Origin of the sequence: Streptomyces graminofaciens, from assembly GCF_030294945.1 — a bacterium.
Lineage (GTDB): Bacteria > Actinomycetota > Actinomycetes > Streptomycetales > Streptomycetaceae > Streptomyces > Streptomyces graminofaciens.
The window spans coordinates 5,810,837-5,830,733 of record NZ_AP018448.1 but is presented as its reverse complement, the minus strand read 5'-3'; the positions used below and the strand labels follow the sequence as shown (position 1 = coordinate 5,830,733).

General features: G+C 69.9%; 19 protein-coding genes and 1 tRNA gene. 7 read left to right on the top strand and 13 right to left on the bottom strand.

Features of this window, described 5'->3' with window-relative positions; all coding sequences use genetic code 11:
- Positions 1 to 215: 215 nt before the first annotated feature.
- Both SGFS_RS24905 and SGFS_RS24890 read right to left on the bottom strand, forming a co-directional pair.
- Positions 216 to 794 carry a hypothetical protein gene (locus tag SGFS_RS24905; protein ID WP_286253567.1) on the bottom strand — a complete coding sequence of 193 codons (579 nt, stop codon included), beginning with the start codon at positions 792 to 794 and terminating at the stop codon, positions 216 to 218.
- A gap of 716 nt (positions 795 to 1,510) precedes the next feature.
- Positions 1,511 to 1,966, bottom strand: coding sequence for a GNAT family N-acetyltransferase (locus tag SGFS_RS24890; protein WP_286260049.1), 456 nt, complete (start codon positions 1,964 to 1,966; stop codon positions 1,511 to 1,513).
- 252 nt (positions 1,967 to 2,218) lie between these two features.
- Here SGFS_RS24890 and SGFS_RS24885 point away from each other — a divergent pair, with 252 nt between their 5' ends.
- Positions 2,219 to 3,004: a LuxR C-terminal-related transcriptional regulator gene (locus tag SGFS_RS24885; RefSeq protein WP_286253566.1), complete on the top strand. Its 786-nt coding sequence runs from the start codon at positions 2,219 to 2,221 to the stop codon at positions 3,002 to 3,004.
- A gap of 122 nt (positions 3,005 to 3,126) precedes the next feature.
- Here SGFS_RS24885 and tamR read toward each other — a convergent pair whose 3' ends face one another.
- Entirely contained in the window at positions 3,127 to 3,624 is a 498-nt protein-coding gene (tamR, locus tag SGFS_RS24880; protein WP_286253565.1) for a MarR family transcriptional regulator TamR, read from the bottom strand.
- 149 nt (positions 3,625 to 3,773) lie between these two features.
- Between tamR and SGFS_RS24875 the strand changes: the two genes are divergently transcribed.
- The 4 genes from SGFS_RS24875 to SGFS_RS24860 all read left to right on the top strand — a co-directional run bounded on the left by SGFS_RS24875 (position 3,774) and on the right by SGFS_RS24860 (position 7,395).
- Positions 3,774 to 4,574, top strand: coding sequence for a trans-aconitate 2-methyltransferase (locus SGFS_RS24875; RefSeq protein ID WP_286253563.1), 801 nt, complete (start codon positions 3,774 to 3,776; stop codon positions 4,572 to 4,574).
- A complete protein-coding gene (locus tag SGFS_RS24870; RefSeq protein WP_286253561.1) occupies positions 4,574 to 4,933 on the top strand; it encodes a VOC family protein in 360 nt (119 codons plus the stop codon). Before SGFS_RS24875 ends, SGFS_RS24870 begins: the two co-directional genes overlap by 1 nt.
- Positions 4,934 to 5,046: 113 nt before the next feature.
- Positions 5,047 to 6,420 carry an MFS transporter gene (locus SGFS_RS24865; protein ID WP_286253560.1) on the top strand — a complete coding sequence of 458 codons (1,374 nt, stop codon included), beginning with the start codon at positions 5,047 to 5,049 and terminating at the stop codon, positions 6,418 to 6,420.
- Positions 6,421 to 6,525: 105 nt separating this feature from the next.
- Complete coding sequence (locus SGFS_RS24860; RefSeq protein WP_286253559.1) at positions 6,526 to 7,395, top strand: PaaX family transcriptional regulator; 870 nt, start codon at positions 6,526 to 6,528, stop codon at positions 7,393 to 7,395.
- 23 nt (positions 7,396 to 7,418) lie between these two features.
- Here the strand turns inward: SGFS_RS24860 and SGFS_RS24855 are convergent, their stop codons facing one another.
- Genes SGFS_RS24855 through SGFS_RS24840 form a run of 4 tightly spaced genes read right to left on the bottom strand, consistent with a single transcriptional unit; the run spans position 7,419 to position 9,671 of the window.
- Positions 7,419 to 7,670, bottom strand: a complete 252-nt coding sequence (locus SGFS_RS24855) for a type II toxin-antitoxin system RelE family toxin (RefSeq protein ID WP_286253558.1) — start codon at positions 7,668 to 7,670, stop codon at positions 7,419 to 7,421.
- Complete coding sequence (locus SGFS_RS24850; protein WP_286253557.1) at positions 7,667 to 7,921, bottom strand: type II toxin-antitoxin system Phd/YefM family antitoxin; 255 nt, start codon at positions 7,919 to 7,921, stop codon at positions 7,667 to 7,669. The genes SGFS_RS24855 and SGFS_RS24850 overlap by 4 nt, the downstream gene beginning before the upstream one ends.
- A 41-nt stretch (positions 7,922 to 7,962) precedes the next feature.
- A complete protein-coding gene (locus SGFS_RS24845) occupies positions 7,963 to 8,640 on the bottom strand; it encodes a TetR/AcrR family transcriptional regulator (protein ID WP_286253555.1) in 678 nt (225 codons plus the stop codon).
- Entirely contained in the window at positions 8,637 to 9,671 is a 1,035-nt protein-coding gene (locus tag SGFS_RS24840) for an acyl-CoA desaturase (protein ID WP_286253553.1), read from the bottom strand. The genes SGFS_RS24845 and SGFS_RS24840 overlap by 4 nt, the downstream gene beginning before the upstream one ends.
- Before the next feature lie 652 nt (positions 9,672 to 10,323).
- On the opposite strand from SGFS_RS24840, the gene ppc reads away from it, so the two are divergent.
- Entirely contained in the window at positions 10,324 to 13,056 is a 2,733-nt protein-coding gene (ppc, locus tag SGFS_RS24835) for a phosphoenolpyruvate carboxylase (RefSeq protein WP_286253552.1), read from the top strand.
- A 73-nt stretch (positions 13,057 to 13,129) separates the two neighbouring features.
- On the opposite strand, the gene SGFS_RS24830 is transcribed toward ppc, so the two are convergent.
- From SGFS_RS24830 to SGFS_RS24805, 6 genes are all read right to left on the bottom strand, one after another.
- Positions 13,130 to 13,654 (bottom strand): hypothetical protein, encoded by a 525-nt coding sequence (locus tag SGFS_RS24830; RefSeq protein WP_286253550.1) that lies wholly within the window; start codon positions 13,652 to 13,654, stop codon positions 13,130 to 13,132.
- Between the two features lie 189 nt (positions 13,655 to 13,843).
- A complete protein-coding gene (pth, locus tag SGFS_RS24825; RefSeq protein WP_286253549.1) occupies positions 13,844 to 14,446 on the bottom strand; it encodes an aminoacyl-tRNA hydrolase in 603 nt (200 codons plus the stop codon).
- A 79-nt stretch (positions 14,447 to 14,525) separates the two neighbouring features.
- A complete protein-coding gene (locus tag SGFS_RS24820) occupies positions 14,526 to 15,116 on the bottom strand; it encodes a 50S ribosomal protein L25/general stress protein Ctc (RefSeq protein ID WP_286253548.1) in 591 nt (196 codons plus the stop codon).
- 198 nt (positions 15,117 to 15,314) lie between these two features.
- Positions 15,315 to 16,289: a ribose-phosphate diphosphokinase gene (locus tag SGFS_RS24815; RefSeq protein ID WP_286253547.1), complete on the bottom strand. Its 975-nt coding sequence runs from the start codon at positions 16,287 to 16,289 to the stop codon at positions 15,315 to 15,317.
- A gap of 107 nt (positions 16,290 to 16,396) precedes the next feature.
- Positions 16,397 to 17,845 carry a bifunctional UDP-N-acetylglucosamine diphosphorylase/glucosamine-1-phosphate N-acetyltransferase GlmU gene (glmU, locus tag SGFS_RS24810; protein WP_286253546.1) on the bottom strand — a complete coding sequence of 483 codons (1,449 nt, stop codon included), beginning with the start codon at positions 17,843 to 17,845 and terminating at the stop codon, positions 16,397 to 16,399.
- A gap of 113 nt (positions 17,846 to 17,958) precedes the next feature.
- Positions 17,959 to 18,030 (bottom strand) — tRNA-Gln (locus SGFS_RS24805).
- Between the two features lie 241 nt (positions 18,031 to 18,271).
- Here SGFS_RS24805 and SGFS_RS24800 point away from each other — a divergent pair.
- Entirely contained in the window at positions 18,272 to 19,597 is a 1,326-nt protein-coding gene (locus tag SGFS_RS24800) for a sensor histidine kinase (RefSeq protein ID WP_286253544.1), read from the top strand.
- Positions 19,598 to 19,897 lie beyond the last annotated feature (300 nt).

The window sequence follows — 19,897 nt, the reverse complement described above, 5'->3', positions numbered from 1 at the left end:
GTCGCCGAGGTCGATCGGCTCGCCACCGAGTTCGCTGCCCTCGGACCCGATTCTGTGCAGGTCGGCCGCCCCACGGACAAGGAAGGTGGCCTGCGCGAGTTCGACCTTCTCCGCGGGAGGCTTCATTTGCTTCCTCGCCGTGTCGCGCCATGAGTGCGTCTACGTCTGCAACATCACCTGGTACGGCTGAGTTCACCGCCCAGGAGCCCGAGCCGTCAGCCGCGAAGCTGGGTCGGTGCCCGCTGCGCAGGAAGTTTCGGCATGCCCAAGTCGTCCAGCAGAGTGCCCGACGGGTAGCGGGCGCATGCGGCGTACGCGGAGACCGTCAGCAGGCCCCGCGGGTATGTGCTGATCCGGACCGAGTCGACGGAACCCGGGGGCCGCACAACCAGGTCGATCATGTCCTTGATACGGCTGTACCGGGTGACCTGCCACCCCTGGGCGTTCAGTGCCTTTCGAGCTCGCCGCAGAGCCGCCTGCACCTCGGCTGTGGAATTGCCCTTAACTGCCCATTCATTGCTGACGTCGACCACGCCCGGAACGCTCGGAGGGGTGCTCGGCAATTGCTTGAACAAGTTTCGCAGCCCTCTGTAGTGGCAGCCGTATCCGTTTCCGTCGTTGCCGTAGCCCGACTTCAATTCGGCGTTCGGCAGACCGAGCACGTCGTACACGGCCTGGGTATGACGGTCCAGACGCTGAGCCGTGGCCGCTGGATCCGCGACCGGGTAGGGGGCGCCGCTCCAGATCCGGTCGGCCAGCCGCAGCAGCCCCACAGCCCCGATCAGGCCGAACACTGTGGCCAGAGTCAGGAGCGTCTTCGAGAGTGGTCTGAGATGGCGGGGTCGCTGTGGCATGTGTGGAATCGTGCTACACGCATCGGATGGCAAACATGAGTGCCCGTACTCAACCACCGTCCAATGGTGACCCGGTGAGGCCACTGAGTATCGGAGCCTGCCTCGACCACGATGCCGAGTGCGTGACTTCTATGGGATCTCCCGAACGGCGCCGGCGCCGGGCCGCTCAGCCCCGCCCGACGGGCTCAGTCCTGCCACCACCAACATCAAGACGTCCTCCCTCCGCAGCACCCCTCTCCCCCAGCCATCCGCCGCTCGAAGACCAGCCCATCGACGCAGGTCAACAGGGTGATGGCGCGCCCCGCAGGGTCGGTCACACCCTGGGCCGCCAGGAACGTCCGTACCACCGCGTGTTTACGGGGGCTGGGCACGGGTGGCGGAACCCCTGATCTCGGATGTCCGTCAAAGCGGATCGAGCCCACGGGCGCCCTCGACGACGCGGGCGCCGGGATCTCCCTGGCAGCCAACGGCATGCGTGCCCTGGACGCCCGCGCAGCCAGGCCGTAGCCCGTGCCGCCCGCCGAGCCGGACGCATGGGGCAGCGATTGGACCGCCCCCCGCCATCGCCGTACACAACGCGGCGCTCGGCCTGGCCCCGGACAGCGTCACCGTCCGCACGATCCTCCGCCACGCGGCCTGGACCTCGCCGCGACTGCTCAGCTGAGCTTTTTCGTCAGCGTGTACTCCGTGATCCCGGGCGGATAGTCCGGAATCACGCACACCACCTCGTACCCGAGCCGCTGGTAGAACTCCGGTGCTTGGAAGTCCCAGGTCTCCAGGCGGGCCGCCCGGCAGCCCCGCTCGGCGACGGCCAATCGTTCCGCCTCCGAAAGCAGTTGCGAACCGAGACCCGCTCCCCGGTGCCGTTCGTCGACCCACAGACAGGTCACATGGAGCCAGCCGGCCCAGGTGTGGCCGACCAGCCCGCCCACCAGGCCACCCGCTCCGTCCAGCGCCCACACCTGGAGCGGAGCTTCCCGTTCAGCAGGGGTTCCGCGCAGGGAGCGGAGGATCGGCGAGGCCGCCGTGTCGCTGTCCCGCAACCGGGAACGCAGCAATTGGGCTCGCACTTTGTCGACTTCTGTCTCGATACGAAACATGCGGCACACCATAAACGCGCTGGCCAACCAGTTCTGCAAATTACCTTCCGCTCCTGCCGCCCGGCCGTACCCTGATGAACAGCATCGGTGGGGGCCGGTGCTGATCAGGGGGCGAGACAGTTCGGGTACGACGCCCGGAGTGGGGGTAGCGGTTCAGCACGGCGGCGGCCGTGCGGCTGCGGCAGCCCCGTCCCAGGTGTGAAGCCGGGGACCACTCCGCGCGCCGTACCCGCGCCGGTTGTCCCCCGACCAGTGGGGGTTTCAGTGGTTCGCATCCGAGTCCTGGTCGTCGACGACCACCGCATCTTCGCCGAGTCGCTCGCCGCGGCCCTCGCCGCCGAGCCGGACGTCGACGTGTCCGCGGCCGGCAGCGGCCCCGCCGCGCTGCGCTGCCTGGAACGCGCGGCGGCGGAGGGCCGCAAGTTCGACGTACTGCTCGTCGACGCCGACCTCGGGTGTCATGCCCCCGGCGCGCGTCCCGCCGCGATAGGCATACAGGCCGTGCAGGAAGGCAGCGAGGACGGCCTCGTCGACGGCATCTCGCTCGTCGCCGGGGTGCGCCAGGGGCAGCCCAGCGTACGGACCGTCGTCCTCGCCGAGAAGGACGATCCACGCCGGGCCGCGCTCGCGTTGCAGGCCGGGGCCTGCGGCTGGGTCGCCAAGGACTGCTCGCTGTCCCGGTTGCTCACGGTCATCCGAGGCGTGCTGCGGGATGAGACGCATCTGCCGCCCGCGCTTCTCACGGGTGTGCTGCGTGAGTTGACCGCCGCCCGCAAACACCGCACGGAGAGTGAGCGGCTTGTTGAGTCACTCACTCCGCGTGAGCGGGAAGTCCTGCGATGCATGGTGGCGGGGCTGGGGCGCAAGGCCGTCGCCGAGCGCCTGTTCCTCTCCCCGCACACCGTCCGTACCCATATGCAGAACGTCCTCGGGAAGCTGGGCGTCCACAGCACCCTCGCCGCCGTGGCGCTCGCGCGCCGCGCCGGGGTCGGACCGGTCGACTTGGGGCCCGCCGGGCGGATCCTGCCGGAGGAAAGCAGCAGCGCCTGATAGCCGCCGGTGATTGAGGGAGTGGCAACCTACGACAACGCCACAGATGTGCGTGCCAGGCCCCGGCGTCTGCAGATGTGCGTGCCACCCCGCCTCTCTGGCGGGATCCGCCCGGCAGGCCCTTAACCGGGGATGTTGTCGAACGGTGCGGTCAACTGGCGTAGCAGGGCCGCCAGTTCGCCCCTCTGGGACCGGGACAGCTCGGCCAGGATCGCCCGCTCCTGGTCGAGGAGTCCGGCGAGCGCCTGGTCCGCCCGGTCCCGGCCCTCGTCCGTCAGCCGGACCAGCACACCGCGCCGGTCGCTGGGGTCGGGCAGCCGCTCGACCAGGCCCTTCTTCGCCAGCCGGTCGATACGGTTCGTCATCGTGCCCGAGGTCACCAGCGTCTGCGTGAGCAGCTGACCGGGCGAGAGCTGATATGGCGACCCGGCGCGCCTCAGCGCCGTCAGTACGTCGAACTCCCAGGGCTCCAGTTGATGCTCGGAGAACGCCAGCCTGCGCGCGCGATCCAGATGCCGGGCGAGTCTGCTCACCCGGCTCAGTACTTCCAGCGGCTCCACGTCGAGGTCGGGGCGCTCCCGGCGCCACGCTGCGACCAGCCGATCGACCTCGTCCTCCATGACGATCAGTGTAATGGTTGTGTCGACATGAAGTCTCTTGGCATCAAGCTTCTTGTCGTAAAGACTCTTGGAATAAAGACTCTTGATGTGAAGACACTTGGGATGAAGTCTCTTGACATCGAGATAAAGGACGCGGGAAGGTGGTTGCCATGACCACTTGGGACCCCGCCCAGTACCTCCGCCACGCCGGCCACCGTGCCCGCCCCTTCGCCGACCTCCTCGCCCGCGTCCCGGACCCGCCCGGCGACCGGCCCCGCATCGCCGACCTCGGCTGCGGCCCCGGCAACGTCACCCGGCTGCTCGCCGACCGCTGGCCCACCGCTCACATCACCGGTTACGACAACTCGCCCGAGATGCTCGACAAGGCCCACGTCGACCACGAAGGGCCCACCCCGGGCGGCGGCCGCATCGACTTCGCCCCGGCCGACGTCCGCACCTGGGTACCCCCGGAGCCGTACGACCTGATCGTCAGCAACGCCACCCTCCAATGGGTGCCCGGTCATGTCGAGCGGCTCCCCGTCTGGGTGGACGCGCTCGCTCCCGGCGGCACCCTCGCCTTCCAGGTGCCGGGCAACTTCGACTCGCCCAGCCACCGCCTCATGCGCGAACTCGCCCACTCCGCCCGCTGGCGGGACCGCCTCGGACGGACGCTCAGGCATGAGGACGCAGTGCGCACCCCCGCCGCCTACCTCGGCGTCCTCGCGGGCCTCGGCTGCGCGGTCGACGCCTGGGAGACGACGTACATCCATGTGCTCCAGGGCGAGGACCCCGTCCTGGACTGGGTGAAGGGGACGGGCCTCAGGCCCGTGCTCACCGAGCTCGGCGAGGACGCCGGGCCGTTCGTCGCCGAGTACCGGGCCCTGCTGCGCGAGGCCTATCCGGCCGGCGCGCACGGCACGGTCTTCCCGTTCCGGCGCATCTTCGTCGTCGCCCGCAAGGAGGTCGCCTGATGGTCGTCGCCGTCGACCATGTCCAGCTCGCCGCGCCGCCGGGCTCCGAGGGCGAACTGCGCGCGTACTACGTCGGTGTCCTCGGGATGACCGAGGTCCCGAAGCCGCCGGTCCTCGCGGCGCGCGGCGGCTGCTGGTTCCAGGCCGGGGCCGTGCACCTGCATCTGGGGGTCGAGATCCGCTTTCGGCCGGCGAAGAAGGCCCACCCCGGGCTGCGGGTTCGTGGCATCGAGACGTACGCGGCCCGGCTCGCCGCGCGCGGGGCGCCCGTCACCTGGGACGACGACCTCCCGGGCCACCGCCGCTTCTACTCCGAGGACCCGGTGGGCAACCGGCTGGAGTTCCTGGAACCCCGCTGAGGCGTCGACGACGACCCCGAGTCGATGTTGTGCAAAATATTGACGGCAGGCATGAAGGCGCCTACCTTCACGGTGTCCCTCCCTCCTCCCCCCTCCGCTCAAGGGAGACCGCGATGCCTTCGTCCCCCGTCGCATCACCACCCCCGAACCCCGCCGCCGAAGCCGAACAGACACAGCGCACACGGCAGTTGAGGCGGGTCGCCCTGTCCGGGCTGCTCGGCACGGCCGTGGAGTTCTACGACTTCCTCGTCTACGGCACCGTCGCCGCCCTCGTCTTCGGCGAACTCTTCTTCCCCGGCGCCGACCCGGCCGTGGGCACCATCGCCGCGTTCGGCACCTTCGCCGCCGGCTATCTCGCCCGCCCGCTCGGCGGCATCGTCTTCGGCCACTTCGGCGACCGCCTCGGCCGTAAATCCATGCTTCTGCTCACCATGGGCCTCATGGGCGGCGCCAGCTTCCTCATCGGCCTGCTGCCTACCTACGAGACCATCGGGGTCTGGGCTCCCGTCCTGCTGATCACCCTGCGCGTCGTCCAGGGCATCGCGATCGGCGGTGAGTGGGGCGGCGCCACCCTCATGGTCGTCGAACACGCCGGCGAGAAGCGCCGTGGCCTGTGGTCCAGCTTCACGCAGATGGGAGCACCGCTCGGCTCCCTGCTCTCCTCCGTGGTGGTCACCCTGGTCGTCGCCATGCCGCGCGACCAGTTCACCGCCTGGGGCTGGCGCGTCCCGTTCCTGCTGAGCGTCGTCCTGCTGGGCGTCGGTCTGTTCGTGCGGCTCAAGGTCGTCGAGAGCCCGCTGTTCGCCAAGGTCAAGGACGAGCGGGCGGAGGCCCGGCTGCCGCTGGTCGACGTGCTGCGCCGGCCGCGCGCGCTGCTGCTCGCCGCCTGCGTCGGCATCGGCGCCTTCACCGCCCAGTCCCTGCTGACCAGCTACCTCATCGCCTACGCCACCGGGATCGGCTACCCCCGCCCCCAGGTGCTGACCGCCCTGACCTGCTCCGCCGCCGTCGCCCTCGTGGTCCTGCCGTGCGCATCCGCGCTCTCGGACCGCGTCGGACGCCGCCCCGTCGTCCTGACCGGAGCCATCGCCTCCGCCGCCCTCGCCTTCCCCGTCCTGGCCCTGGTCGACTCCAAGTCGCCCGGGCTGCTGATCCTCGCCGTGATCCTCGGCCACGGCATCGCCCAGTCGGTCATGTACGGGCCGCTCGGCGCGCTGCTCACCGAGATGTTCGGCACCCGGGTCCGCTACACCGGCGCCTCCCTCGGCTACCAGCTCGCCACCCTCATCGGCGCCGGGTTCTCCCCGCTGATCGCCCAGAGCCTCGTAGGCGGAAGCGGCGACAGCACCCCCGTCGCCCTCCTCCTGTGCGGTGGCGCCGCCGTCACCGCCGTCACCGTCTGGTTCGTACGCGAGACCCACCAGGACTCGCTGGGCGACACCACCGCCGTGCCCTCCGCCGGGCGAACCGGCGTACTGCGGCCGTGATGCGGCTGCGGGCCGTCCTTGGTTGCTCGCGCCCACGCGGCGGAGCCGCACATCGATACAGACCCGCGCCCCTTCAGGGCGCGGGTCGCGCCGTAGGCTGTCACCGTGGAGGACGAGATTCTGGAAGCCTCGGAAGCCCTTGACGCCGGGGCTGTCTCCGCCCCCCAGCTACGACCCCAGTCACTCGTGCTCGCCTTCTTCGGCAACCACGTGCTGGAACGCGGCGAGGGCGGCCTCGGCGTCTACTCCGGCAGCATCATCGACGTACTCGGCCGGGTCGGCACCGGCGAACAGGCGGTGCGGTCCACCCTCACCCGCATGGTCAACCGGGGGCTGCTGCGGCGCCAGCGCGAGGGCCGGAAGATGTTCTTCGGCCTCACCGCGCCCGCCCGCTCCGTCCTGCGCGACGGCGGACAGCGCATCTGGCGCGACGGCGCGGTCAACGAGGACTGGGACGGCACCTGGACCCTCCTCGGCTTCTCCCTCCCCGAGTCCTGGCAGCGCCAGCGGCACGATCTGCGCTCCCGGCTCGGCTGGTCCGGGTTCGGGGCGCTCTACAGCGGTCTGTGGATCGCTCCGGGGCGGGTCGACGTCCGGGACATCGTGTCCGAGCTGGGGCTCGACGCACATGTGAAGGTGTTCCACGCGCGCGCCGAGGAGTTCACCGACGTGGGGCTGATGATCCGGGAGAGCTGGGACCTGGAGGCGCTCGCGGCGCGCTACGTCGCCTTCGACAAGCGTTGGACCACCGAGACGACCCCCGACGCCGACCCCATCGCCACCCGGCTCCGCCTGGTCACCGAATGGCTCCGCATCATCCGCAACGACCCCCGGCTGCCGGTCCAGCACCTGCCGGAGGGGTGGCCCGCCCTGCAGGCCCAGGAGACGTTCCGGAGAATCGCGGAACAGACGGAGGGGCCGGCGGTGCGGATGGCGGACGAACTGCTGGAGACGACACGGCTGCGCTCCGCCTGAGGGCGGTGGCCCGCGGCCGATGTTCAGGCCGTGCGGCCCAGGTGGGTGACGAGGATGTGGATCACGTCGTCTTCGATGACGTACAGGACCCGGTAGTCGCCGATGCGCAGGCGGCGGAGGTCCGGTGAGCCGTACGGAGTCGATCCTGCCGGACGCGGATCGTCGGCCAGTTTGTCGATGGTGTCCAGAACCAGGGCGAGGCCGCTTGGGTCCTCTTGAAGGAACCGGGCCGCGGAGTTGAGGGCGTGCGGCTCGAAGCTGATCTCGTAGGTCACTTCTGCTCGAGCCCCAGTCGCCTGCGTACCTCTGCCATGGGGATGCCGGGTTCAAGCGTGCCCTCGGCCTTGCGTCGCTGGTAGTCCGCGACTGCGAGGGCGTCTTCGAGATCCTCTATCACCTGGGGCGAGACGAGCAGCGCGGCCACGTGACCATGATCGGTGAGGGCGATGGTCTCGCGGCCGTGCGCCGCCCGGCGGACCAAGTCGCCGAGCTGGGAACGGGCCGCGCTGATCGTGATCTCAGTCATGCGCACATGATGCCACAAGGTGAACCTTGTGCGCGGATGGTTCAGCTCTTCCGATGCCCGATCAACCGCGGCTTCTGTGCCATCCCGTCCAGCCCGTGCCACGCCAGGTTCACCAGATGCGCGGCGACCTCGGCCTTCTTCGGGCGGCGTACGTCCAGCCACCACTGGCCGGTCAGGGCGACCATGCCGACCAGGGCCTGGGCGTACAGCGGCGCCAGCTTGGGGTCGAAGCCGCGGCTCTTGAACTCGCGGCCCAGGATGTCCTCCACCTGGGTGGCGATGTCTGAGATCAGCGAGGCGAAGGAACCCGTCGACTGAGGGATCGGGGAGTCGCGGACCAGGATGCGGAACCCGTCCGTGTACTCCTCGATGTAGTCCAGGAGCGCGAACGCCGCCTGCTCGCAGAGTTCGCGGGGGTGCCCGGCAGTGAGGGAGCTGGTCACCATGTCCAGCAGGCGCCGCATCTCGCGGTCCACGACCACCGCGTACAGGCCCTCCTTGCCGCCGAAGTGCTCGTAGACGACGGGCTTGGAGACGCCGGCCTTCGCCGCGATCTCCTCGACGCTCGTCGCCTCGAAGCCCTTCGCGGCGAACAGCGTGCGACCGATCTCCAGCAGCTGTGCTCGGCGCTCGGCCCCCGTCATCCGGGTGCGGCGCACACGCCGCGGCTTGTCATTGCTCGGGGTGCTGCTGGAGTCGGTCGCCACGCCGTCAATCATGCCGCGTCAGCGGTCTCCTTCCGGCGCTGGGAGCCGTCCTCAGCCGTGTTGCGCCTGGAATCGATACGTGAGCGTGACGGCCAGCGGACATCGGACGCCCAACCGAGCTGTTCGAACCACCGGATCAGGCGAGCGGAGGAGTCCAGCTGGCCCCGTTCGACGCCGTGCCGCGCGGAGGTCGGGTCGGCGTGGTGGAGGTTGTGCCACGACTCGCCGCACGACAGCACCGCCAGCCACCACACATTGCCGGAGCGGTCGCGGGACTTGAACGGGCGCTTGCCGACCGCGTGGCAGATCGAGTTGATCGACCAGGTGACGTGGTGCAGCAGCGCCACCCGGACGAGCGAGCCCCAGAAGAACGCCGTGAACGCGCCCCACCAGGACATCGTCACCAGTCCGCCGATCAGGGGAGGCAGGGCGAGGGAGAGAGCCGTCCAGAGGATGAACTGGCGGGAGATCGCCCGGAGCGTCCTGTCCTTGATCAGGTCCGGGGCGTACTTCTCCTGCGAGGTCTGCTCCTCGTCGAACATCCAGCCGATGTGGGCCCACCACAGGCCCTTCATCAGCGCCGGAACGGTCTCGCCGAACCGCCACGGCGAGTGCGGGTCGCCCTCCGCGTCGGAGAACTTGTGGTGCTTGCGGTGATCGGCCACCCAGCGCACGAGCGGGCCCTCGACGGCCATCGAACCCGCGATGGCCAGCGCGATCTTCAGCGGCCGCTTCGCCTTGAACGAACCGTGCGTGAAGTGGCGGTGGAAACCGATCGTGATGCCGTGGCACCCGAGGTAGTAGAAGAACACCAGCAGGCCGAGATCCAGCCAGCTCACTCCCCATCCCCAGGCCATCGGGACCGCCGCGAGCAGTGCCACGAACGGGACGGTGATGAAGAGGAGCAGCGTGATCTGCTCGATCGAACGCTTCTGCTCGCCGCCCAGTGTCGCCGAGGGGGTGGGGGCGTCGGCGGCCGTTCCCCCGTCTGGGGAGTCGGCCGCCTTGCGGGCGTCTTCGATCACATCGGACCTTGTGCTCATGGGCGTCCCCTGTGGGGTCGAGGGTGGAGAGAGGGGGGAGGTGCCTGCGGCAACAGCGTGCGAGGGGTGCCTGTCGGCATTCCCTACGGTTCCGTAACCTACGGCATCGTAAGTATGTCAGCGCGGTGCCGGGCGGCAAGAGCGGGAGGCTCTGCGCGTCCGGGCGGGCCGATCGGGCGGTGGACGGATCTGGGCGGACGGATCTGGGTGGACGGGATCGAGGCGGACGGATCTTGGGACGGACCGTTCGGGGGCGGACGGATCGGGGACGGACGATTCTGGGTCGGACGGTTCTGGGCTGGATCGGCCAGGGACCGAACCGACCTGCGCCGGACCAACCACGACCCGCCACGACCCGCCGGGACCCACCGGTACCGACCAGAACCGACCGCTACCGACCGGTACCGGACCGGCCGGAGCCGACCAGGGCCGACCGGCTCGGTGAACACATGGCACTCCGTGCCACCATGGGGGCACCTACCGGCCTGTGCGGCCGGATGGACACCTATTCTGGGAGTCGGTCGGACAGCGCGGTCCGCTCTGAATCCTGCCCGGATGCCAAGCCCACGAAGCGGATGCGGCGCCGGGCCGCCCGGCGACACACCCCGGGTTCCCTCCCAGACGAGCTTCAACACTGCAAGGAGCCGCACCTGTGAGCAGTGCCGACGACCAGACCACGACCGTCAGCAGCGAGCTGCGCGCCGACATCCGGCGCCTCGGCGATCTGCTGGGCGAGACCCTCGTACGGCAGGAGGGCCCCGAACTCCTGGAACTGGTCGAGCGTGTCCGCCGCCTGACCCGCGAGGACGGCGAGGCCGCCGCCGAGCTGCTGCGCGGCACCGAACTGGAGACCGCCGCCAAGCTCGTACGAGCCTTCTCCACCTACTTCCACCTCGCCAACGTCACCGAGCAGGTCCACCGAGGCCGGGAACTGCGCGCCAAGCGCGCCGCCGAGGGCGGCCTCCTCGCCCGGACGGCCGACCGCCTCAAGGACGCCGACCCCGAGCACCTGCGCGAGTCGGTCAAGAACCTCAATGTGCGCCCCGTCTTCACCGCCCACCCCACCGAGGCCGCCCGCCGCTCGGTGCTGAACAAGCTCCGGCGCATCGCCGCGCTCCTCGAAACCCCGGTGATCGAGTCAGACCGTCGCCGCTACGACACCCGGCTGGCCGAGAACATCGACCTCGTCTGGCAGACCGACGAGCTGCGTGTCGTACGCCCGGAGCCCGCCGACGAGGCCCGCAACGCCATCTACTACCTGGACGAGCTGCACGCGGGCGCCGTCGGCGACGTCCTGGAGGACCTGACCGCCGAGCTGGAGCGGGTCGGCGTGACGCTCCCCGACGCCACCCGCCCCCTCACCTTCGGCACCTGGATCGGCGGCGACCGCGACGGCAACCCCAATGTCACCCCCCAGGTGACCTGGGACGTCCTCATCCTCCAGCACGAGCACGGCATCAACGACGCCCTCGAACTGATCGACGAACTGCGCGGCTTCCTCTCCAACTCCATCCGCTACACGGGTGCCACGGAAGAGCTGCTGTCGTCGCTGCAGGCCGACCTGGAGACGCTGCCCGAGATCAGCCCCCGCTACAAGCGCCTCAACGCCGAGGAGCCCTACCGCCTCAAGGCCACCTGCATCCGGCAGAAGCTGGAGAACACCAAGCAGCGCTTGGCGAAGGGCATCCCGCACGAGACCGGCCGGGACTACCTGGGCACCGCCGAGCTGATCCGCGACCTGACGCTGATCCAGACCTCGCTGCGCGAGCACCGCGGCGGCCTCTTCGCCGAGGGCCGGATGAACCGCACCATCCGCACGCTCTCCGCCTTCGGCCTCCAGCTCGCCACCATGGACGTCCGCGAACACGCCGACGCCCATCACCACGCCCTCGGTCAGCTGTTCGACCGCCTCGGCGAGGAGTCCTGGCGCTACGAGGACATGCCGCGCGAGTACCGCCACAAGCTCCTCGCCCGTGAGCTGCGCTCCCGCCGCCCCCTGGCCCCGACCCCCGCGCCGCTGGACGCCGGCGGCGCCAAGACCCTCGGTGTGTTCGAGACCGTCAAGAAGGCGCTCGCCGTCTTCGGCGCCGAGGTCATCGAGTCGTACATCATCTCCATGTGCCAGGGCGCCGACGACGTCTTCGCCGCGACCGTCCTGGCCCGCGAGGCCGGGCTCATCGACCTGCACGCCGGCTGGGCCAAGATCGGCATCGTCCCGCTGCTGGAGACCACCGACGAGCTCAAGGCCGCCGACACGATCCTGGAGGACATGCTCGCCGACCCCTCCTACCGGCGGCTCGTCGCCCTGCGCGGCGACGTCCAGGAGGTCATGCTCGGCTACTCCGACTCCTCGAAGTTCGGCGGCATCACGACCTCCCAGTGGGAGATCCACCGGGCACAGCGCCGCCTGCGCGACGTCGCCCACCGGTACGGCGTACGACTGCGGCTCTTCCACGGCCGGGGCGGCACCGTCGGCCGCGGCGGCGGCCCCTCCCACGACGCGATCCTCGCCCAGCCCTGGGGCACCCTGGAGGGCGAGATCAAGGTCACCGAGCAGGGCGAGGTCATCTCCGACAAGTACCTCGTCCCCTCGCTGGCCCGCGAGAACCTGGAACTGACCGTCGCCGCCACCCTCCAGGCCTCCGCCCTGCACACCGCCCCCCGCCAGTCCGTCGAAGCCCTGGCCCGCTGGGACGCCGCCATGGACGTCGTCTCCGACGCCGCCGAGGCCGCCTACCGCCGCCTCGTCGAGGACCCCGATCTCCCGGCGTACTTCTTCGCCTCCACCCCCGTCGACCAGCTCGCCGACCTGCACCTCGGATCCCGGCCCTCGCGCCGCCCCGACTCCGGCGCCGGACTCGACGGCCTGCGCGCCATCCCGTGGGTCTTCGGCTGGACCCAGTCACGGCAGATCGTGCCCGGCTGGTTCGGCGTCGGCTCCGGCCTCAAGGCGCTGCGCGAAGCCGGCCTCGACACGGTCCTGGAAGAGATGCACGAACAGTGGCACTTCTTCCGCAACTTCCTCTCCAACGTCGAGATGACGCTGTCCAAGACCGACCTGCGGATCGCCCAGCACTACGTCGACACCCTCGTCCCCGACGAGCTCAAGCACGTCTTCGCCACCATCCAGGCCGAACACGAGCTGACCGTCCGCGAGGTGCTGCGCATCACCGGCGAGGACAAGCTGCTCGACGCGCACCCCGTCCTCCAGCAGACCTTCGCCATCCGCGACGCCTACCTCGACCCCATCTCCTACCTCCAGGTCGCCCTCCTCAAGCGCCAGCGCGACGCCGCCGCCGCCGGGGAGACCCCCGATCCCCTTCTCGCCCGAGCCCTGCTCCTCACGGTGAACGGCGTCGCGGCCGGCCTGCGCAACACCGGCTGACCACCCGCACACACGAAGGTGCCCCCACGGTCGTACGACCGTGGGGGCACCGTTCGTATCCATGAGGCCCGGCTCAGAGCGCCACCCAGGCCGCCGTGATCAGCGCGATCCCCGCGCCGCCCAGCACCCACGCCGACCGGCTCATCCGCAGACCACCCGCCACGATCACCGAGGCCAGCATCAGGGCCCCGCCCATCGGAACCCAGGCGTGCAGCATCCCCGCGGGCCCCGTCCGCACCACCTCACGGCTCCCCGGCTTCACCACGACCGTGTACGTCTCGCCGGTCCGCACCGCCGCCGAGTTCTCGATGTCGACCCGCGCCCGCGGCTCGTACCCCTTCGACGCCGGCTCGTACGGCCCCCAGCAGGTCTCCCCGTCGCACCGGGTCACCTTCATCGTCCCCTGCTCGCGCCCCTTGCTCAGCAGCAGATGCTGGGCGCCGCCCCAGGAACCCCATACCCCCGCGACCAGGATCACCAGCGCGACCGCGCCCATCACCCCGAGCCGCCCGTACCGCAGCGCGCCGGACACACCGGGGCGCGCGACGCGCGGCGCGCGCTTCGCACGCTTCGCGTGGGCGGCGGTGGTGGCAGGCATGGCCGGGATCATTGGTCATAGCCCAGCGGTCGGTCAACCCTCGCAGGCCACGGCCATGAACCACCGACCGCGGAACAGCCTCGGGAGCCGGCAGGAAGTCCGCCTCAGGAGCCGAGCGAACGACCACCTCAGGAGTCGACCGACGATCACTTCAGGAGTCGACCGAACGACCACCTCACGAGTCGTACGTCAGGAGTTGTACGTCCCCTGCGCCCGCTCCAGCCCCTCGATCACCAGACACTCCACCGCGTCCGCCGCCCGGTCCGCGAAGTAGTCCAGCTCCTTGCGCTCGGCGGAGGAGAAGTCCTTCAGCACGAAATCGGCCACCTGCATACGCCCCGGAGGCCGCCCGATCCCGAACCGCACCCGGTGATAGTCCGGCCCGAACGCCTTCGTCATCGACTTCAGCCCGTTGTGCCCGTTGTCCCCGCCACCGATCTTGAGCCGCAGGGCCCCGTAGTCGATGTCCAGCTCGTCGTGAACGGCGACGATGTTCGAGACCGGCACCTTGTAGAAGTCCTTGAGCGCGTTCACCGGCCCACCCGACAGGTTCATGAACGACATCGGCTTGGCCAGGATCACCCGACGGTTCGCCGGCCCCGGCGGCCCGATCCGCCCCTCCACGACCTGCGCCTGCGCCTTCCCGGCCCGCTTGAACCTCCCCCCGATCTGCTCGGCCAGCAGATCGGCCACCATGAAGCCGACATTGTGCCGGTTGCCCGCGTACTCGGGCCCGGGGTTGCCCAGGCCCACGATGAGCCAGGGCGCGGTGGCATCGGTCGTCACGTGCATGTCTCCATTCATACGCGAACCAGCCGCCGCTTCCCCGTGAAGGAAGCGGCGGCTGGGACGACTACGGCTGAACCGCGGATCAGGCCTCGGCGGCCTCGTCGCCCGCGGCCTCTTCGGCCGGCTCCTCCGCCTGCGCGGCCAGCACCTGCAGGACCACGGCGTCGGGCTCGACGGCCAGGGTGACACCCTTGGGCAGCGTGATGTCCTTGGCGAGGATGGAGGCACCGGCCTCCAGGCCCGCCACGGAGACCGTGAGGGCCTCGGGGATGTGTGTGGCCTCGGCCTCGACCGGCAGCGCGTTGAGCACGTGCTCCAGCAGGTTGCCACCCGACTTCAGTTCACCCTCGGCGTGCACCGGGATCTCGACGGTGACCGTCTCGCCGCGCTTGACCAGCTGCAGGTCGACGTGCTCCAGGAAACCCTTGATCGGGTCACGCTGCACGGACTTCGGGATGGCCAGCTCGTTGGTCTTGCCGTCGATGTCCAGGGAGATCAGGACGTTCGACGTACGCAGCGCGAGCAGCAGTTCATGGCCCGGAAGGGTCAGGTGGATCGGGTCGGAACCGTGACCGTAGAGAACACCGGGAACCTTGGCGTCACGGCGGATGCGACGGGCCGCACCCTTGCCGAACTCGCTGCGGGTCTCGGCGGAGATCTTGACCTCGGACATGATCACTCCTCGTAGAGGTAGGACGGACGTGGTCACCCGGCCACGAACGGCCTGCTACGAAGAGCGCGTCGATAACGGACCGCCGTATCCACCGTCGTAGGACGGGAAACGGCCTCCCTCGCCGAGCAACTCAAGGAGTCTACTCGGAGAAGAAGGCCGTACCCAAAACGATCTCTACTGAGCGCTACCGAGCGGTCTTCACTGCTCGTCGAACAGGCTCGTCACCGAACCGTCCTCGAACACCTCGCGCACCGCGCTCGCGATCGTCGGCGCGATCGACAGGACCGTGATCTTGTCCAGCTCCAGCTCGCCCGGCGTGGGCAGGGTGTTCGTGAACACGAACTCGCTCACCTTCGAGTTCTTCAGCCGGTCCGCCGCCGGACCCGACAGCACACCGTGGGTCGCGGTCACGATCACATCCTCCGCACCGTGCGCGAACAGCGCGTCGGCGGCGGCACAGATCGTCCCACCCGTGTCGATCATGTCGTCGACGAGGACGCACACGCGCCCCTTCACCTCACCGACCACCTCGTGCACGGTGACCTGGTTGGCGACGTCCTTGTCACGCCGCTTGTGCACGATCGCCAGCGGCGCGCCCAGCCGGTCGCACCAGCGGTCGGCCACCCGCACACGACCCGCGTCCGGCGAGACGACGGTGAGCTTGTTGCGGTCCACCTTGTCGCCCACGTAGTCGGCGAGCAGCGGCAGCGCGAACAGGTGGTCCACCGGTCCGTCGAAGAAACCCTGGATCTGGTCCGTGTGCAGATCCACGGCCAGAATCCGGTCCGCGCCCGCCGTCTTCATCAGATCGGCCACCAGGCGCGCCGAGATCGGTTCACGCCCACGGTGCTTCTTGTCCTGACGGGCGTAACCGTAGAACGGCACGATCACCGTGATGGAGCGGGCCGACGCGCGCTTCAGCGCGTCGATCATGATCAGCTGCTCCATGACCCATTTGTTGATCGGCGCCGTGTGGCTCTGGATCAGGAAGCAGTCCGCACCACGCGCCGACTCCTCGTAGCGGACGTAGATCTCGCCATTGGCGAAGTCGAAGGCCTTCGTCGGGACGACCCCGACACCCAGCTGTTGGGCGACCTCCTCGGCAAGCTCGGGGTGTGCGCGGCCGGAGAAGAACATCATCTTCTTCTCGCCGGTCGTCTTGTTCCCGGTCACAGCACTGTCTCCTCAGAGGTTTCTCAGCTGGGCATGGCGAAACGGCTCAGCTGGGGTGCGGGTGTGCACTTATCACAGTACGTCGTCCTTGACGCACCCGTTCCCGGTCAGCTTTCGCTCTCCGCCTCCCGGGAAGCCGCCTCGGCCGCCTTCGCGGCCGCGCTCCCCGGGCGCTTTCGAGCCACCCAACCCTCGATATTCCGCTGCTGGCCACGGGCCACGGCCAGCGAACCGGGCGGCACGTCCTTCGTGATGACCGAACCCGCCGCGGTGTAGGCGCCGTCCCCGACCGTGACAGGCGCCACAAACATGTTGTCCGAACCGGTACGGCAGTGCGACCCGACGGTGGTGTGGTGCTTCTCCTGCCCGTCGTAGTTCACGAACACGCTCGCGGCACCGATGTTGGAGTACTCGCCGATCGTCGCGTCCCCGACATAGGAGAGGTGCGGAATCTTCGTCCCCTCCCCGATCGACGCGTTCTTCGTCTCGACGTACGTCCCGATCTTGCCCTTGGCGCCGAGACGGGTGCCGGGACGGAGATAGGCGTACGGTCCGACGGACGACTGCGGCCCGATGTCGGCGCTGTCGGAGACCGTGTTGTCGACACGGGCGCCGGCGCCGACCCGGGTGTCCTTCAGCTTGCAGTTCGGCCCGACCTCCGCGCCCTCCGCGAGGTGCGTGGCGCCCAGGAGCTGGGTGCCCGGGTGGACGAGGGCGTCCTGCTCGAAGGTCACGGTGACGTCGATCCAGGTGGTGGCGGGGTCGACGACGGTCACACCGGCGAGCATGGCGTCGGTGAGCAGCCGGTCGTTGAGGATGCGACGGGCCTCGGCGAGCTGTACGCGGTTGTTGATCCCCGCGATCTCACGGTGGTCGCCGGCGACACAGGCGCCGACCCGGTGCCCGGCCTCGCGCAGGATCCCGAGCACGTCGGTCAGGTACTCCTCGCCCTGGCTGTTGTCCGTCCGGACCTTCCCGAGGGCGTCGGTGAGCAGCCGGCCGTCGAAGGCGAAGACACCGGAGTTGATCTCACGGACGGCGCGCTGCGACTCGGTGGCGTCCTTGTGCTCGACGATGGCCGTCACGGCACCGGAGACGTCGTCGCGCACGATACGGCCGTAGCCGGTGGCGTCCGGGACCTCGGCGGTCAGCACGGTGACGGCGTTGCCGTCCGTGGTGTGGGTGGCGGCGAGGGCCTGAAGGGTGGCGCCGGTGAGGAGGGGGGTGTCACCACAGACGACGACCACGGTCCCGTCGACGGTCCCGCCCAGCTCCTCCAGCCCCATCCGGACGGCGTGGCCGGTGCCGTTCTGCTCCGCCTGGACCGCCGTACGGACGGCGGGGTCGATCTCGGAGAGGTGCGCGGTCACCTGCTCGCGGGCGTGTCCCACGACCACGACCAGGTTCTCCGGGTCCAACTCGCGGGCGGCGGCGAGTACATGGCCGACCAGGGAGCGGCCGCAGATGCTGTGCAGAACCTTGGGTGTGGCCGACTTCATACGGGTGCCCTCACCCGCTGCGAGTACGACGACGGCGGCCGGGCGATTGGCGCTCACGGGGATGCCCTTCGGCTTTGGACGGGTGGGGACATCCGCAGGATACCGGGGTGTTGTTGGGGGGAAATGTGAACGGGCCCCGACCCGTAGGCCAGGACCCGAACCAAGCGAAGCTCCCCCGCCAGGACTCGAACCCGGACAGATGGCACCAAAAGCCACAGTGCTGCCAATTACACCACGGGGGATTGAAGTCGACCGAACCGGACATTCGGCCTGATCGCTGAGTGGCGCTTCCTACTATGCCGTACCGGGCGCCTTCCACGCGACGGTGTAGATCCGCGCTGTGTTGAACGCGGTTCGTCGACGCCGACTCGGCAGTTCGAGGGACAGCGGGTGGTTTCGCTTCCGTTCGCATGCCGGGGGTGGTGCGGGCCAGTACGGGAAACTCGCCGGAAAAGCGGGGGCGGCCGAACGTAGGCTGGAGTCATGACCACGACGGGGGAAGTCCGTACCGAGGCCGGGGGCAGGGCCGGGCCCTGGTGGTGGGATCGGTGGCGGGGGGCCGTGCTCGACTGGGGGCTCGCGCTGGCGTCGGCGGTCGAGTGCGCGGTGGAGGGCGTGTCGTTCGCGGAGCGGGCCGCGCTGCCGCTGGGCGTGGGGGTCGTGTTCGGGGCGGGCGCGGGGTCGGTGTTGTTGGTGCGGCGGATGTGGCCCGTCGCCGTCGTGCTGGTGTTCATCGCCGTCGCGCCCGCTCAGATGGGGTATCTGATGGGCGTCGTCGGGCTGTACACGCTGGCCGCGTCGGAGGCGCCCCGGCGGATCATCGGGGCGCTGTCGGGGATGTCGTTCGCGGCGGTGTTCATCGTCTGGTTCGTGGAGACGACGCAGGGCAATGTGCGGGCGGACTCGGCGGTGACCGGGGACTGGTTCGCGCCCTTCATGGCTTTGACGATGGCGATAGGCACCACGGCGCCTCCTGTGCTGCTGGGCCTGTACGTGGGGGCGCGGCGGCGGTTGATGGAGAGCTTGCGGGAGCGGGCGGATTCGCTGGAGCGGGAGCTTCAGTTGCTCGCGGAGCGGGCGGAGGAGCGGGCGGAGTGGGCCCGGGGGGAGGAGCGGACCCGGATCGCGCGCGAGATGCACGACGTGGTCGCGCATCGGGTGTCGTTGATGGTGGTGCACGCGGCCGCTCTGCAGGCGGTGGCTCGGAAGGATCCTGAGAAGGCCGTCAGGAACGCCGCGTTGGTGGGGGACATGGGGCGGCAGGCGTTGACCGAGTTGCGGGAGATGCTCGGGGTGTTGCGGTCGGGGGAGGAGTTCTCGTCCCAGCGGCGGGTGGAGCCGGTGCCGTTGGCCGCGGTGGGGGCTGCCGCCGCGGCTGCCGCTGCGGCTTCGCGGGCCGAGGACGAATCGGGGGAGGGCCCTTGTCTCGCCGAGCTGGAGGAGTTGGTCGGGCAGTCGGCGGCCGCGGGGATGGTGGTCGATCTGTCGGTCGAGGGGGAGGTGCGGTCGTATGCGGCGGAGGTGGAGCAGACGGCGTACCGGGTGGTGCAGGAGGCGTTGACGAACGTGCACAAGCATGCGGCGGGGGCGAAGACGCATGTGCGGCTCGCGCACCGGGCGGCGGAGATCGCGATGCAGGTGGAGAACGAACCGCCGCCGGAGCCTGGGGCGGCGGGGGCTGCGCGGTTGCCGAGCGGGGGGAACGGGTTGCTGGGGATGAAGGAGCGGGTGGCCGAGCTGGGGGGCGTGTTCGTGTCGGGGTCGACCGAGGCGGGCGGGTTCCGGGTGTCGGCGGTGATCCCGGCGTAGGCCTCCGGCGGGGCGGGGGTGTGCGGCGCCCGGCGGCTTCGGTCGGGCGGGGGTAGGTCGCGCGGCCCGGCGCTCACGGGGTGCCGCTGCGCCCACCCGTGCCGCCCTGCCTCCACGGAGATCCAGCAGGAGGGCTCTGGCGGCACGAACGCCCGCAGCTACGACAGGTTGAGCCCCGCCGCTGCCGGGTGGCTGCCGCCTCAGCGGCGCGATTGCCCACAGCCACGGCAGGTCCCGGCGTGGTGGCCCACAGCCACGGCAGGTCCCGGCGTGGTGGCCCGCAGGCGCGACAAGTTCCGG